The organism is Brevibacterium sanguinis (assembly GCF_039528855.1).
Taxonomy (GTDB): Bacteria; Actinomycetota; Actinomycetes; order Actinomycetales; family Brevibacteriaceae; genus Brevibacterium; species Brevibacterium sanguinis.
In genome coordinates this window covers 110,441-125,168 of sequence record NZ_BAAAMB010000010.1, presented here as the reverse complement: position 1 = coordinate 125,168, position 14,728 = coordinate 110,441, and the positions used below count along the sequence as shown (strand labels likewise).

The following is a 14,728-nucleotide window of genomic DNA, read 5'->3' as shown; positions in this document are numbered from 1 at the left end:
AGGACACGATGAGCACTTTCGTCCCGGGCATGCTGCCCGAAGAATACGAGGATCTGCGTCAAGGCGTTGCGAAGTTCGCCGACGAGGAGGTCGCCCCCGTCAGCGCCGAACTCGACGCGAAGCACGAGTTCCCCTACGACCTCGTGGCGAAGATGGGGCAGATGGGCCTCTTCGGCCTGCCCTTCGACGAGGAGTACGGCGGCATGGGCGGAGACTACTTCGCGCTGTGCCTGGCGATCGAGGAGATCGCCCGCGTCAACCAGTCCCTGGCCATCACCCTCGAGGCCGGGGTGTCGCTCGGCGCGATGCCGATCTACCGGTTCGGCACCGAGGAGCAGAAGCGGGAATGGCTGCCGAAGCTCACCGACGCCTCCGGGCTCGCCGCCTTCGGACTCACCGAACCCGAAGCCGGTTCCGACGCCGGGGGCACCCGGACGAAGGCGACGCTCGAGAACGGCACGTGGACGATCAACGGGTCGAAGTCCTTCATCACGAACTCCGGCACCGACATCACCCGTCTCGTCACCGCCACGGCTGTGACCGGGACGAAGACCTCGAAGTCGGGCCGTGAGGTGCCGGAGATCTCGACGATCATCATCCCCGCAGGCACCCCCGGCTTCACCGCCGAACCCCCGTACGACAAGGTCGGCTGGAACTCCTCGGACACGCACCCGCTGACGTTCGACAACGTCGAGGTCCCCGAGGAGAACCTGCTCGGCGAACGCGGCCGCGGCTACGCGAACTTCCTCCGCATCCTCGACGAGGGCCGCATCGCCGTCGGCGCGCTCTCCGTCGGCGCCGCCCAGGGCTGCGTCGACGAGTCCGTCAAGTACGCGAAGGAGCGTCAGGCGTTCGGCCACCCGATCGCCGACTTCCAGGGCATCCAGTTCAAGATCGCCCGCATGGAGGCCCGCGTCGTCGCCGCCCGCGCCGCGTACTACCTCGCCGCCTCCCGCATGCTCGCGGGTCTGCCGTTCAAGAAGGAAGCGGCGATCGCGAAGATGATCGCCGGTGACGCGGCCATGGACAACGCCCGCGACGCCACGCAGATCCACGGCGGCTACGGCTTCATGAACGAATACCTCGTCGCCCGCCACTACCGCGACTCGAAGATCCTCGAGGTCGGCGAGGGCACGACGGAAGTCCAGCTCATGCTCATCGCCCGCGAACTCGGGCTCTGACCTCGTCGGGCGCAGGTTCTGCGGCGCCGCCGGTGCCGATGTCGCGGTGCTGGGATTGAGGTGCCGCCGGGGGACGCTGATTCCGTGACCCGGTGGTGACGTCGGCCCGGGCACGCCGCTCAACATCGCCCCGCCGAGGCGGTTCCCACCGCTGCCCCGTGCGATCCTGTGCGGGCGTGCGGGCTCCGGGGGCCGCCTCGGCGGTTAGGGTTGACCTCAACCCCACGAACGGAGGCTGCGGGTGAACACCATCGATTGGGCGACCATCAATTGGGCGACCGTGGCGTCGGTGACGTGGATCGTCATCGAGTACATCGTGAAGATCATCGCGATCGGCGTCGTGCCGGAGAACCGGCGGCCGTCATCGTCCTCGGCGTGGCTGCTGCTCATCCTCTTCCTGCCCATCGTCGGCATCCCGCTCTTCCTCCTCATCGGCAGCCCCTACATCAACCGGCGGCGCGCCCGGATCCAGGCGATGGCGAACGAGCTCATGCACAAGGGCGCCGACGACCTGCCCGATGTGCCGCCGTCGCTGAAGGCCCCGCGCGACTTCGACCTCATCGCCGAACTCGGTCGCAACCTCACCGCGCTGCCGATGGTCACCGGCACCAACCACGGCATCACGATGGACTACGATTCGACGATCGAGCGGATGGCCGAGCTCGTCGACGGGGCGCAGAAGTACGTTCATGTGCAGATCTACATCATGGCGTGGGACCAGACGACCGACGTGTTCTTCGAAGCCCTCAAGCGTGCAGCGGCCCGCGGCGTCCACGTCCGGGTCCTCTACGATCACATCGGGTCGCGGAAGTACCCGGGATTCCATTCGCTCGGCAAGCGGCTGACCGCGGCCGGGATCGAATGGCACCTCATGCTCCCGTTCATCCCGTGGCGGGGCAAGCTGCGGCGGATCGATCTGCGCAATCACCGCAAACTCCTCGTCGTCGACGGGAAGCGGGCGATGATGGGCTCGCAGAACATGATCGACTCGACCTACGACATGAAGGCCAACATCAAGGTCGGGCGGCATTGGCACGACATCATGGTCGAGGTCAGCGGCGAGATCGTCGCCTCGATCGAAGCGGTCTTCGCCACCGACTGGTACTCCGAATGCGGTGAGGAGCTGGGCATCCGCGACTACGAGGGCACTGCGCCGGAGCCGGACGTCGGGGGAGACGTCTGCGGAATGCAGCTCATCCCATCGGGGCCCGGGTTCACGACGGAGCCGAACCTCAAGGTCTTCAACTCGCTCTTCTACCTCGCTCAGAAGAAGCTCTCGATCGTCAGCCCCTACTTCATCCCCGACGAATCCCTGCTCGCCGCGATCAACACCGCGTCCTACCGCGGCGTCGACGTCGAGCTCTACGTCAGCGAGGAAGCCGACCAGTACGTCGTCGGCCGCGCCCAGGCCTCGTACTACCAGGCCCTCCTCGAGGCGGGGGTGCGCATCTACCTCTACCCGAAGCCCGCGGTCCTCCACACGAAGTGCTTCGTCGTCGACGGCGAGTACGGGGTCATGGGGTCCTCGAACATGAACATGCGCTCCTTCGGACTCAACTACGAGATCAGCCTGCTCACGACCGGCGGCAACCTCGTGCCCGACATCTCCGCAGTCATCGACGACTACCGGGAGAAGAGCCACGAGCTCACCCTCGACGAATGGATGAAGCGACCGTGGACGCGCCGGTACATGGAGTCGGCGATGCGGCTGATGTCGGCGCTCGCGTAAGGACTCGGCACTGCGTGGCGGCTTCGGCGTGCCAGGCTCGCTGTGCTGGGCTCGACGTACGGGCTCGACGTACGGGCTCGGCGTGCGGGGCTCGGCGTGCGGGCCGATTCAGTCGTGTTCGGCTCCGCCGATGCCCTCGGGATCCCTGACCGTGGCGAGCCTGCGGTCGAGCGGGTCGTGCCACCAGCGGTCCGTGCCGCGGTCGAGCACAGCCACGCGGGCCTCGAGCGGAGGCCGCTGGGATTCCGGGACGACGGAGGACAGGGTGGCGAAGAGCGCCCGCAGACGCCGCTGGATCTGGATCGACGACGTCCCGAACTGGCGGATCTCGTCGGTCGCCGCTTCGATGTACTCGGTCCAGCTGCGGGTCCAATCCCGCAGCACCGAGGCGTCTGGGCTGGCCGCGAGCGTGCGCTCCTGCTGTGCGACCAGGGGTGAGAGGCCGATGAGGATGGCCTCGATCTGGTCGAGGGCCTGCACCGCCCGGGACGGGTCGTTGACCGCCGGTGACAGCGCTTTGAGTGCGATGTCGACGATGGTGCGGATCGCTCCGAACGGTCCGTTCGCGGCGGATTCGATGTCGCCGAATGCGACGGCCTTCTCCAGCTCGGCGGCCTGCTTGCTGCTCAGTTCGACGCTCGTGCGGAAGAGGAGGGTGCGCACCGGCACGGGGGAGCCGACGGTGGGGACGAGTTCGATCGTGCAGTGCCACGCGTCTTCGAAGTCGAGCAGGCGCGGGGTGTTGACCGCCAGCAGCGCATCGCCGCCCCGGCCGGGGCGCTGCCGGTGCACCGGATGACCGTCGGGCACGGAGCGCTGGGACACCGCAGCCGCCTCGGCGGGGAATTTCTTCGGCAGATAGCGGGTGGCTCTCCAGCCGTCCCGGGCGAGTTTGCGCAGCAGGGCACCGGAGGTGAGGAGCTGGCAGACGCGGACGACGAAGGCGAGGAACATCACCGCGCACGCGAGGGTGGCGGTCACGGCACTGATCGTGCCCGCCCATGGCTTGTAGCTGTCCTCGCCGAGCGCGATGCTCAGGGCGATGAGCAGCGCATAGACGAAAGTCGCGATGAACGAGCCGAGCGCCCACTGGACGACGCGATCGGCTTGGAGCAGGGGAGCCAGGCGCACGGACATCGCCGTGATGCCGAGGCTCATCGCCGTTGTCAGGGCGGCGAAGGCGAGGCCGGCGAGGGTGACCATGGCGCCTGAGATGATGCCGAGCAGGGAGCCGACGCTGCCCGAGTCGAGGTCCGGATAGGAGTTGAAGACGGTCGCGAGCTGACGGTCGACGAGCGGGGTGAGCACGCCGAGGACCGCGGCGGCGATGAGGAGCCTGAGCGGGACGCCCCACATCGTCGCCGGCCGCAGGTGCCGACGGATCCTGCGCCATTCCCGCCGGTCGGAGGCGGTCTCCCGGATCTCGGTGTGCTGCCGCGGCATCGGGCCTCCTTGCGTCTCCGTCGTCGGCCGCTGGGCCGGGTGGTGGAGAGTCTATCCCGGCCGCGGGCCGGCGGGGAGGTCCGCGGGTGCCGCTCACTGAGCGACGGTCTCCGGACTGAGCACTCCGGCATCGTGGCGGAAGAGGACGGGTGCGCGTCCGGCAGGCTCCTCCCAGCTCTCCTGCCGGCCGAGGGCGGTGAGATCGAGCATGCCGTAGGCCGGCATCATCACCTCGAGCCCGCGGGCGTAGACCGAATAGGTGTGGAAGATGTCGTCGCCGTCTCGGAGGAAGACGCTGATCCCCGGCTGCTCGCCCCGATAGGTCGTCAGCCATTCCTGACCGGCCGCGATGAGCTCGTCGGCGGAGCGGAAGTTGTAGTTCGGCGGTGCCGCCTCGGGGTTGAGGGTGACGTGGAAGTCGAGGTTGAAGTCGCTGTCCGCCGAGGAGAACCACGGGAACGACCAGCCCCGCGCCGTCCGGTAGGCTTCGATCTTCTCCAGCGGTGCGCGGGAGACCGCGGCGAAGGCAGTGCCCCGTTTGGCCAGTTGGTCGAGGACGGCGGGGTGGGCGGAGCTGTCGGCCATCGCCGTGCAGCTCGTACAGCCCTGGTCCCAGCTGGGATCGAACATGAAGTGCTGGACGATGAGCTGCGGCGAATCGCCGAACAGCGCGCGGAGCGTGACCTCCCCGTCGGGGCCGGTGAGACGGTAGTCCTTCTCGACTTTCACCATCGGCAAGCGGCGGCGCGCGGCATTGACGGCGTCGATCCGCTTCGTCAGGTCCTTCTCCTCGTCGAGCAGGCGCCGGCGTGCGGTGACCCAGGTGTCCTCGTCGACGATCTCGGGATAGCGCATGGTGACCTCCATCACATAACTTTTATGATGAAAGTGAGTCTAGGGCTGCTTGGGCCGGTCGCGCCGAGTGATGCCGGCCCCCGAGGTGGATCGAGCTCGAATCTGCGTCGAGAATCGGGCGCGATCCACCTCGGCGAGGCTCTGACCCGTGATGCGGGTGCCGGGCGTCAGCTCACGCGGAGCCGGTGACGTCGGCGCCGAGGTCGGTCTGCTGATCGAGCGGGACGTCGAGGAGGTCGTAGACGCCGTCGAGGATCTCGTCGGGGCGGAACGGATAGCGGCGGACATCCTCGGCGGTAGAAATCCCTGAGAGGACGAGGACGGTGTGCATGCCCGCCTCCATGCCGGCGATGATGTCGGTGTCCATGCGGTCGCCGATCATCGCGGTGGACTTCGAGTGCGCGCCGATCTTGTTGAGGGCCGACCGGAACATCATCGGGTTGGGTTTGCCGACGACGTAGGGTTCGCGGTTCGTCGCCTTCGTGATGAGCGCGGCGATCGCACCGGTGGCCGGCAGGACCCCCTCGGGGCTCGGTCCGGTCGCATCGGGGTTGGTGACGATGAAGCGCGAGCCGGAGTCGATGAGCCGGATCGCCTTCGTGATCGCCTCGAACGAGTAGTTGTGGGTCTCGCCGACGACGACGAAGTCGGGGTCGTTCTCCGTCATGATGAACCCGGCTTCGTGGATCGCGGTGGTCAGACCCGCCTCACCGACGACATAGGCCGAGCCGTGGTCGACCTGGTGGGAGAGGAAGTCCGCGGTCGCCATCGCCGAGGTCCAGATGTTGTCCTCGGGAACCTCGAGACCGTTCGAGCGCAGCCTCGCGGAGAGGTCACGGGCGGTGTAGATCGAGTTGTTCGTCAGGACGAGGAACGGGATGTCCTTGCGCCGCCACTGCGCGAGCAGCTCCGAGGCACCGGGCAGGGCGTTGTTCTCCCTGACCAGGACGCCGTCCATGTCGGTCAGCCAGCAGTCGATCGAATCGCGGTCCATCGCTCTCCTCGGTCTCGGGTGCGGTTGCCACTCGGTGGGCCCGTTGCCTTCAGCCTAGTCGGATTCCGCGGGGAAAGGGCGGGCTGGCCCGGGTGGACTTCGCCTCATTCGCCGAGGTGGTCGACCGCGGCGAGGGACTGCAGCGTGCGATTGCGGAAGGTGTCATCCTCCCGCAGCTCAGGGGCAGGCGGGAGGCCTGGTGATTCAGGCGAGGAGATCGCCGATGAGGGCCCGGGCGCTCTGCAGGCGGTGGTCGTCGCCGTCGAGGCCGCGGTGGACGATCGCGCCTTCGAGGATGAGGAACACATGCTCGGCGAGGGCTTCGGGTGCGGGGTGTCCGCCGGTGTCGAGGATACCGGCGAGGAGATCGACGACGCGCGCCTTGTGCGCCCGGATGACAGCGCGGCCGGGATGGTCGGTGGGCAGTTCGGCCGCGGCGTTGACGAACGCGCACCCGCGTTCGGCCTCCGCCCCGGCGTCGAGTGAGTAGGAGTCGACGATGGCGAGCACGCGGTCGCGGGCTGCCGACCTCCCGTCGAGATCGTCGACGTCGAGCGCTGCGAGTCGCCGCTCCAGGCGAGACCACCAGGTGTGGTGCCTGACCTGCAGGTACGTGACGACGAGGGCGTCCTTCGAGCCGAACCGGTCATAGAGCGTCCGCTTCGTCCTCCCCGACTCGTCAGCGATCGTGTCGACGCCGACGGCATGGATGCCACGGGAGTAGAAGAGACCCGCGGCCGTCTCGAGGATGCGCTGCGCCCCGGCGGTGAGCTGCGGGGGAGTGAGGGGGTCCTCCGTCGTCGTGGTCGCCATCGGTGTCCTCCTGTCTCAGGGAAGCCGTGCGGGATTCCGTCCGGCCGGTCGTGGCGCCGTGCGGCTGCACTCCCACTTTACAGATCAGTGTACTTGTGATCACACTAGTTCACAGACCTGTGAAGTTACCCGGCGGCACTGGTCGCCAGGCACTCGACGACGAGCCCTCGGAGATCTCCGCAATGACCTCGACCGACACCGGCGCAGCACTCCTCGGCCGCCGCGGAACTCTGGCCCTCGCAGCCGCCGGCCTCAGCCTCATCGCCGCCTGCTACGGCCTCGCGCGTTTCGCCTTCGGTCTGTTCCTCCCGGCCTTCCGTGAGGACTTCGGACTCGACGCACAGACGGCCGGGGCGATCGCCTCGGGGTCGTACATCGCCTACTGCCTGGCGATCGTCGCCGCAACGGTCCTCACCCCGCGTTGCGGTGCCCGTCCCATCGCCGTCTGCGCCGGGATCATCGCGACGATCGGCACCGCGCTCATCGCCGCAGCTCCCACCACGACGATGCTCGCGATCGGTGTCCTCATCGCCGGATCGAGCACCGGTGTCGCCTCACCCCCGCTCGCCCAAGCCGTCGCGCAGTCCGTGCGCTCGTCCGTCCGCGGTCGGACCCAGACGGTCATCAACGCCGGCACGGGACTCGGCGTCGCCGTCGCCGGACCGATCGCCCTGCTCACCCTCGGCCAGTGGCGCTGGGCGTGGATCGCCTTCGCCGTCCTCTCCGCCCTTGTCACCCTGTGGGTCCTGCGCGCCGTCCCCTCACCGCGTCGGACGACCGCCTCACTGGGCGGTGCCAGGGCCGCGGCACCGCGCCGGCCCGGGATCGCCGAACCCGCTCTCCTGCCCCGCCCCCTCCTCCCGCGCGGAAGCACGCCGCTGATGACCGCCTCGGCGCTCATGGGATTCGCGAGTACGGCGGTGTGGACGTTCGGCCGCGACCTTCTCGTCGGCGTCGGCGGCATGGGGGAGGCCGCCTCGGCGATCGCCTGGATCCTCCTCGGCGCCTTCGGCATGCTCGGAGCCGTCTCCGGGGACCTCGCCGCGACGGTGGGACTGCGCCGCGGCTGGTTCGTCGCGATGCTCGTCCTCGCCGCATCGACTCTGCTCTTCGCCGCCGTGCCGGGCAGCATCGCCGGTGCCTGGGCGGCCGCTGCGGTCTTCGGGGCCGTCTACATCGCCCTGACCGGCCTCCTCCTCGTCTGGGGAACCGAGGTCTACGACCGGGCGCCCGCGGCCGGCGTCGGGCTCGCCTTCCTCCTCATCGCCGTCGGACAGGCCCTCGGCGCACCGCTCCTCGGGGCCCTCATCACCGGCCTCGGCGCCGGTCCCGCATTCGCCGTCGCCGCCGGCACCGCCGTGGTCGGAGCATTCCTCGGACCGCCTCGGCGGTGATCGTGCGGGCCCGGGGCAACCGCACCTGCCGCAGACTGTGATCCAGCTGACGGGTAAGCTCGAAACATCACGACGAAGGAGCGAGAATGAGCGAGAGCAAGGTCATCGAACAGCGCGGACTGTGGCTCGACGAGATGGAAGTCGGCACCGTCTACAAGCACGCGCCGGGCCGGACGATCACCGAGGCCGACAACACGTGGTTCACCGCGGTGACGATGAACACGCAGGCCCTCCACCTCGATGCCGCCTTCGCCGAGACCGAGCCCTTCGGGCAGCGCCTCGTCAACTCGATGTTCACCCTCGCCACGCTCATCGGCCTGTCCGTCTCCCAGCTCACCCAGGGCACGATCGTCGGCAACCTCGGCTTCTCCGAGGTCAGCTTCCCCGCCCCGCTCTTCCACGGCGACACCCTCTACGCAGAGACGACGATCCTCGACAAGCGCGCCTCGAAGTCCCGCCCCGGACAGGGCATCGTCACCCTCGAACACCGCGGCTACAACCAGAACGGCCAGCTCGTCGCGAAGGCCGTGCGCCAGACGATGATGTTTGACTCGTCCCATGCCAAGCCCGCCGAGGCGACCGCGGGGTCCGCGACGACACCGCAGACCGCGGCCTCCTCCGAATCCCCGCAGGCCGCGGCTTCGCAGGCCGAATCCCCGCAGACCGAATCCCCGCAGGCCGCGGCCTCGCAGACGGAGAAGTGAGGAGACCGACCATGGCACTCGAATTCGCCCCCGCCTGGCTCTTCGTCCCCGGCGACCGGCCCGACCGGTTCCAGAAGGCCGCCGAACGCTCCGACATCGTCATCCTCGACCTCGAGGACGCCGTCAACGACGCCGACAAGGACGCGGCGCGCGAAGCGATCATCGACTTTCCGCTCGATCCCACCCGCACCGTCGTGCGCGTCAACGCCCGCGACTCCGCGCACCTCGCCGACGACCTGCGGATGCTCGCGAAGACCGACTACACGGCCGTCATGCTGCCGAAGACGGAGTCGGCCGATGACCTGACGATCCTGACCGGGTACGAGGTCATCGCCCTCATCGAAACCGCGCTCGGCGCCCTGCACGTCGCCGAGATCGCCGCCGCCGACAACACCTACGGCCTGATGTGGGGCTCCGAGGACCTCATCGCCGACCTCGGCGGCGGCTCCTCCCGCCGGGCCGACGGGACGTGGCGCGATGTCGTCGCCCACGTGCGCAGCTCGACCCTGCTCGCTGCCCGCGCCCATGGGAAGTACGCGCTCGATTCGATCTGGGCCGACATCCCCGACCACGACGGTCTCGCCGCCGAAGCCCACGACGCCGTCGAATCCGGCTTCAGCGGCAAGGTCTCCATCCACCCCAACCACGTGCCCGTCGTCCGTGAGGCCTTCCGCCCCAGCGACGACCAGCTCACCTGGGCCAACGCCGTCCTCGAGCGTGCGAAGACGGAGAAGGGCGCGTTCGCGCACGAGGGCAAGATGATCGACGCCCCGCTGCTCAAGCACGCCGAGCTCATCGTCGCCCGCGCCCGCTGACCCTCACGCCTCCAGGAGAACCCAGTGCAGCTGACCGACCGTCTCGTCGCCGACCAGATCCATGCCGTTCTCGCGGCCGCCGAGGCGGGCGGCGGCATCGCCCCCATCGTCGATGCCGGCGACCCGATCCTGCGGACCCCGGTGCTGCCGTTCTCCGGACAGGTCGACGATGCGACGCTGTCCCGCCTCGCCGAGGTGATGCGAGCGACCATGCACGCCGCCCCGGGCGTCGGCCTTGCCGGCCCCCAGGTCGGTGTCGGACTGTCCCTCTTCGTCGCCGAGGACCCCGCCGCCGTCAGTCCCGAAGCCGCCGCGGTGCGCGAGCGGGAGCCGCTGCCGTTCCGCACCATCGTCAACGCCTCCTACGAGCCATCGACATCAGAGCAGGTCGCCTTCTACGAAGGCTGCCTCTCGATCCCCGGCTACCAGGCCGTCGTCGCCCGCCCGCGGACGATCGCCCTGCGCGGTGAGGAGCTCGACGGCACCCCCATCGCCGAGGAGGTCACCGGCTGGTCAGCGCGCATCGTCGCCCACGAGACCGACCACCTCGGCGGGATCCTCTTCCTCGACAAGGCCGAGATGCGGTCGCTGGCGACGAACGAGGCGGTCGCGCGGCTGTGGAACCAGCCCTCGACGCAGACGGCCGCCGCGGAACTCGGATTCACCCTGCCGAGCTCGCTCGTGCTCTGAGCCTTCGCCGTCCGGCGAGCGTCGCCGTCCGGCCAGCGAGTTCACACCCGCGCTTCAGGTGCGCGTGATTCGATGTGGACATGCGCCTCCCCGATATCCCACAACGCCATCGCCTCCTCGTCCGCGCCGTCTCCACGCTCGGCTCCGGAGCGCAGAGCATCGTCCGCCGCCGCGACTTCACCGCCGGTCAGGAACCCGTGGTCCGCGCCGCCTACGCCGTGGCCACCGCCGCCCTGACCTGGCTCGGAGGCACGAAGGCCTTCGCCGACCAGGACGCCGCGTTCGCCGATGACGACACGGCATTCGGGCAGCTCGATGTCGACGGTGAGGACACCGAGGCGTGGACGGTCGAGGCCGACACGTGGAAGTCGCAAGCCGTGCTCAACGCTGCCGCCGCGGTCGCCGCCGGAGTCGCGAGCTGGGCCCTGTGGACGCCGATCCAGGACATCAAGGACCGCTGGGATGCGAAGCTGCCGGCCGGCGTCGGCCGGGGGCTCAACGCCGCGGTGAACTCGACGGTCATGGCCGTCACCGCCTTCGCCCTCGACAAGGCCGAGGAGTTCGTCGCGGCCGAGGCGATCGACGGGCACCCCGACTTCGCCCCCGTCGAGATCGAACTGCCCTCCCACATCCGAGCCTCCGTCGAGGCGATTCTCGACCAGCCGCACCCGCAGTCCCAGGACGTCGCCGAGGTGATTCGCGCCCAACTCGAGCACGCGCGGTTCTTCGTGTGGGTGCCGTACTCGACGAAGCAGTTTCCCGGCAGCGATCCGATCGAGCTCAGCGACGAGGACCTGGCGGCCCTGCTCGCCGAGGAGGACATCACGAGCATCGACGTCTACCTCGACTCGGACGCGCCCGCTGCGGTGCCCGCCAACCAGATCTACCCCGTCGTCGGCGTCGTCGAGGCCGGGGAGGCGCTGACCGACGCGACCGGCGACGATGAACCCACGGCACTCGAGCTCAAGCTCGATGTCCACCGCGGACTGCTCAGCGGCATCGCACTCTTCACCGCCGAGGACGGCGAGGACCTCGTCCTGGCGGCGGAGACCGCCGAGCGCCTCGACGCCTCGGCACCGGGAACCCTCCACCCCGACGGCGTGGACGCCCACCAGGGGCCCCTCGATGAGGAGGACATCGACGGCGCTGCGGTGGTTGTCGACGACGCCCCGGAACCACCGCCGCTCACGCTCGCCGACTGGCCGCGACCGGCCGATCTGACGTTCCGCACCGACCGCAGCTGAGCGGACAAGCACCGAGCCGTCGAGCACCACGCCGTCGACTACACTGCTGAACGATCCCGGGCGGCTCTAACGCCGGCCCGGGAATACGCTGAACCGAAAGCCGTTGTACCAACTATGAGCGAACTTCGCACTCTCACGCTCGGCGCCGGATGCTTCTGGTGCCTCGATGCCGTCTACCAGCGCACCAAGGGCGTCACCTCGGTGGTCTCCGGATACACCGGCGGCGACACCCCCGACCCGCACTACCGGGAAGTCGCCGGCGGAACGACCGGCCACGCGGAGGCCCTCCAGGTCACCTTCGACCCGGAGATCGTGCCCGAGAGCATCATCCTCGGCCTCTTCTTCACCGGCCACGACCCGACGAGCCTCAACCGCCAGGGCTACGACGTCGGCACCCAGTACCGGTCGGCGATGTTCTACCGCGACGACGAGGAGAAGGCCGAGTTCGAGCAGGCGATCGCCGAAGCCCAGGAGTACTTCGACGATCCGATCGTCACGACCCTCGAACCGCTCGGCACCTACTACCCGGCCGAGACCGTCCACCAGGACTTCTACACGAACAACCCCGACAACGGCTACTGCCGGGTGATCATCGACCCGAAGCTGTCGAAGGCGCGGAAGGCCTACGCGAACTGGGTGAGCTGAGTGGGGAGCAAGAAGAAGTCCGGCTGTGGGAAGAAGGCGGCGAAGAAGCCGAAGCGCTCGATCGCCGAGCGTGAGCTCGCGCGCACCCATTTCCTCGACGGGGAGACCGGTCCGTGGGCGAAGAGGCTCGCCGCCCAAGCCGTGAGAACCGCCGCCGGACCGTCGGATGAGACCGCGCCCACCGAGTCCGGGGATCCGTTCCCGACCGCGGTGGGGCCCACCCTCGCCGAGGCGGGGGAGGAGTCGCGCACGGGACCGGACTATTCGCAGCCGAGCTCGATCGACGCGCTCACCGACCCGGTCCTCCACGCCCTCGCGACACGGCGCTCGATCTCGAAGGTCGACCCGGAGACCCCGAGCGACTCCGATCTGCGGGAGATCATCCGCATCATCTCCTCCGTCGCCGACCACAAGGCACTCAAACCGTGGCGGTTCGTCATCATCCGCGGGGACGACCGCCTCCGCCTCGGCGCCGCCCTCGACGAGGCCGCAGGCGTCACCCGCGCGCCCGGTGAGGTCAACACGAAGCTCCTGCGCGCCGAGCTCCTCCTCGCGCTCGTCGCCTCGCCGACACCGCACCCCAAGGTCCCCGAATGGGAGCAGCACGCGACCGCGGCCGGTGCCGGACACCTGCTCGAACTCGCCCTGTGGCAGGCCGGCTGGGGTGTGATGTGGCGCAGCGGCACCCTGACGAACGCACCCGCCGTCCGCCGCCTCCATCGGCTGAACGACAGCGAGCTACTCATGGGCTGGTTCTACATCGGGGCCGTGCCCGAGCGCTATCGGGCCCGTCTGATGACGAGCACGCGCCCCCTGCCCGATCCCGACCAGTTCCTCGACACCCTGTGAGAGGCGAGGAGGGGCAGCGCGACGAGGCGGCCGCCGACCTCGACGGCACCGCTCCCGCCGCCGACCGTCGCCTGCCGAAGGAGATCTACGTCCTCGTCGCGGCCGCGTTCATCGTCGCGCTCGGCTACGGCATCATCGCCCCCGTCCTCCCGCAGTTCGCGGCGAGCTTCGACTTCGGGGTGACGGCGGCGACGATCGTCGTCTCCTCCTTCGCGTTCTTCCGGTTCGTCTTCTCCCCGACCTCCGGTCGCCTCGTCGACGCCTTCGGGGAGCGGCGGATCTACATCACCGGGCTCCTCGTCGTCGCCGCCTCCACGGCGGCGGTCGCGTTCGCCCAGAACTACTGGCAGCTGCTGATCTTCCGCGGCCTCGGCGGCATCGGCTCGACGATGTTCACCGTCTCCGCGATGGCGCTCATCATCCGTCTCGCCCCCGTCGACGCCAGGGCGAAGGCCTCGAGCACGTACGCCACCGCGTTCCTCGTCGGCGGCATCGCCGGACCCGTCCTCGGCGGACTCATGGCCGGGTGGGGGATGCGCCTGCCCTTCCTCATCTACGCGATCGGACTCGTCATCGCCGCCGCCGTCGTGCGGATGTTCCTCGCCTCGACCGCCTCGGCGGGGTCGGCGACGAAGTCCGGGCGGGCACGGCGCGAGGCCGCGCAGGACGAGCCCATCCAGGAGGTCATGACGTTCCGGCAGGCGTGGCGGGACTCGGCCTACCGCGCGGCGCTCGTCTCCGCGTTCGTCCAGGGCTGGTCGGCGATGGGCATCCGCGTGGCCATCTACCCGCTCTTCGCGATCCAGATCCTGCGCGCCGACACCGCCGTGGCGGGACTGGCGCTGACGATGTTCGCGATCGGCAACGCCTCGGCCGTCGCCGTCGTCGGCCGCTTCGCCGACACGTACGGCCGCAAGCCGTTCATCCTCTGGGGTCTCACCGTCCTCGGGGTCTCGACCGCGGCCCTGGCGTTCACGGAGACGATCTGGCTCTTCTTCGTCCTCTCGATCATCGCCGGCATCGGCTCGGGGCTCGCCAATCCCGCCCAGCAGGCCGCGGTCGCCGACGTCATCGGCCGTGACCGCAAGGGCGGCCGGGTGCTCGCGAAGTACCAGATGGCCCTCGACGGCGGGGCGATCCTCGGCCCCGTCATCGCCGGCGTCGTCATCGACCACGCGAGCTACTCCGCCGCGTTCCTCCTCACCGGCGCCCTCGGCCTCATCGCCGCAGCCGTCTGGCTCACCGGCCGCGAAACCCGCCCGCGAACGGCGGCCGCGGAGTAGACGCGTTCGCGGTCTGCGCCGGCGCCGTCGCCGCCGCGCCACTGACGCCCTCAACCGACAAATACGCTCTGCGCTGACGGCGTATTTGC

General features: G+C 69.3%; 14 protein-coding genes. 10 read left to right on the top strand and 4 right to left on the bottom strand.

Annotation, left to right across the window (positions count from 1 at the left end; all coding sequences use genetic code 11):
* The first annotated feature begins 8 nt into the window (after window positions 1-8).
* Together ABD154_RS12525 and cls are read left to right on the top strand one after the other, a co-directional pair.
* Window positions 9-1,181 (top strand): acyl-CoA dehydrogenase family protein, encoded by a 1,173-nt coding sequence (locus tag ABD154_RS12525; RefSeq protein WP_198500695.1) that lies wholly within the window; start codon window positions 9-11, stop codon window positions 1,179-1,181.
* A 241-nt stretch (window positions 1,182-1,422) separates the two neighbouring features.
* Entirely contained in the window at window positions 1,423-2,910 is a 1,488-nt protein-coding gene (gene cls, locus ABD154_RS12520) for a cardiolipin synthase (protein WP_344251397.1), read from the top strand.
* A gap of 108 nt (window positions 2,911-3,018) precedes the next feature.
* On the opposite strand, the gene ABD154_RS12515 is transcribed toward cls, so the two are convergent.
* The 4 genes from ABD154_RS12515 to ABD154_RS12500 all read right to left on the bottom strand — a co-directional run bounded on the left by ABD154_RS12515 (window position 3,019) and on the right by ABD154_RS12500 (window position 7,015).
* A complete protein-coding gene (locus ABD154_RS12515; protein ID WP_198500697.1) occupies window positions 3,019-4,353 on the bottom strand; it encodes a DUF2254 family protein in 1,335 nt (444 codons plus the stop codon).
* Window positions 4,354-4,446: 93 nt separating this feature from the next.
* Complete coding sequence (locus tag ABD154_RS12510) at window positions 4,447-5,220, bottom strand: DUF899 domain-containing protein (RefSeq protein ID WP_198500698.1); 774 nt, start codon at window positions 5,218-5,220, stop codon at window positions 4,447-4,449.
* 160 nt (window positions 5,221-5,380) lie between these two features.
* Window positions 5,381-6,202, bottom strand: coding sequence for an HAD-IIA family hydrolase (locus tag ABD154_RS12505; RefSeq protein WP_198500699.1), 822 nt, complete (start codon window positions 6,200-6,202; stop codon window positions 5,381-5,383).
* Between the two features lie 204 nt (window positions 6,203-6,406).
* Window positions 6,407-7,015: a TetR/AcrR family transcriptional regulator gene (locus ABD154_RS12500; RefSeq protein WP_344251396.1), complete on the bottom strand. Its 609-nt coding sequence runs from the start codon at window positions 7,013-7,015 to the stop codon at window positions 6,407-6,409.
* Between the two features lie 182 nt (window positions 7,016-7,197).
* Between ABD154_RS12500 and ABD154_RS12495 the strand changes: the two genes are divergently transcribed.
* The 8 genes from ABD154_RS12495 (at window position 7,198) to ABD154_RS12460 (ending at window position 14,639) form a co-directional block, all read left to right on the top strand.
* Window positions 7,198-8,409: an MFS transporter gene (locus tag ABD154_RS12495; protein ID WP_344251394.1), complete on the top strand. Its 1,212-nt coding sequence runs from the start codon at window positions 7,198-7,200 to the stop codon at window positions 8,407-8,409.
* A gap of 86 nt (window positions 8,410-8,495) precedes the next feature.
* A complete protein-coding gene (locus ABD154_RS12490) occupies window positions 8,496-9,113 on the top strand; it encodes a MaoC family dehydratase (RefSeq protein WP_211978034.1) in 618 nt (205 codons plus the stop codon).
* Between the two features lie 11 nt (window positions 9,114-9,124).
* Window positions 9,125-9,928: an HpcH/HpaI aldolase/citrate lyase family protein gene (locus ABD154_RS12485; RefSeq protein WP_211978033.1), complete on the top strand. Its 804-nt coding sequence runs from the start codon at window positions 9,125-9,127 to the stop codon at window positions 9,926-9,928.
* Between the two features lie 24 nt (window positions 9,929-9,952).
* Window positions 9,953-10,618: a peptide deformylase gene (locus ABD154_RS12480; protein WP_211978032.1), complete on the top strand. Its 666-nt coding sequence runs from the start codon at window positions 9,953-9,955 to the stop codon at window positions 10,616-10,618.
* A gap of 80 nt (window positions 10,619-10,698) precedes the next feature.
* A complete protein-coding gene (locus ABD154_RS12475) occupies window positions 10,699-11,862 on the top strand; it encodes an SDR family oxidoreductase (protein ID WP_211978031.1) in 1,164 nt (387 codons plus the stop codon).
* A 114-nt stretch (window positions 11,863-11,976) separates the two neighbouring features.
* Window positions 11,977-12,507 carry a peptide-methionine (S)-S-oxide reductase MsrA gene (gene msrA, locus ABD154_RS12470; RefSeq protein WP_211978030.1) on the top strand — a complete coding sequence of 177 codons (531 nt, stop codon included), beginning with the start codon at window positions 11,977-11,979 and terminating at the stop codon, window positions 12,505-12,507.
* Window positions 12,508-13,356, top strand: a complete 849-nt coding sequence (locus tag ABD154_RS12465) for a nitroreductase family protein (protein WP_211978029.1) — start codon at window positions 12,508-12,510, stop codon at window positions 13,354-13,356. It begins immediately after the preceding gene.
* Complete coding sequence (locus ABD154_RS12460; RefSeq protein WP_344251392.1) at window positions 13,353-14,639, top strand: MFS transporter; 1,287 nt, start codon at window positions 13,353-13,355, stop codon at window positions 14,637-14,639. Before ABD154_RS12465 ends, ABD154_RS12460 begins: the two co-directional genes overlap by 4 nt.
* The last annotated feature ends 89 nt before the right edge of the window (window positions 14,640-14,728 follow it).

Coding starts and splice junctions, on each gene's coding strand:
- ABD154_RS12475 (WP_211978031.1), top strand. CDS start 10,699: ATGCGCCTCCCCGATATCCCACAACGCCATCGCCTCCTCGTCCGCGCC.
- ABD154_RS12485 (WP_211978033.1), top strand. CDS start 9,125: ATGGCACTCGAATTCGCCCCCGCCTGGCTCTTCGTCCCCGGCGACCGG.
- msrA (WP_211978030.1), top strand. CDS start 11,977: ATGAGCGAACTTCGCACTCTCACGCTCGGCGCCGGATGCTTCTGGTGC.
- ABD154_RS12505 (WP_198500699.1), bottom strand. CDS start 6,202: ATGGACCGCGATTCGATCGACTGCTGGCTGACCGACATGGACGGCGTC.
- ABD154_RS12515 (WP_198500697.1), bottom strand. CDS start 4,353: ATGCCGCGGCAGCACACCGAGATCCGGGAGACCGCCTCCGACCGGCGG.
- ABD154_RS12490 (WP_211978034.1), top strand. CDS start 8,496: ATGAGCGAGAGCAAGGTCATCGAACAGCGCGGACTGTGGCTCGACGAG.
- ABD154_RS12525 (WP_198500695.1), top strand. CDS start 9: ATGAGCACTTTCGTCCCGGGCATGCTGCCCGAAGAATACGAGGATCTG.
- ABD154_RS12495 (WP_344251394.1), top strand. CDS start 7,198: ATGACCTCGACCGACACCGGCGCAGCACTCCTCGGCCGCCGCGGAACT.
- ABD154_RS12510 (WP_198500698.1), bottom strand. CDS start 5,220: ATGGAGGTCACCATGCGCTATCCCGAGATCGTCGACGAGGACACCTGG.
- ABD154_RS12500 (WP_344251396.1), bottom strand. CDS start 7,015: ATGGCGACCACGACGACGGAGGACCCCCTCACTCCCCCGCAGCTCACC.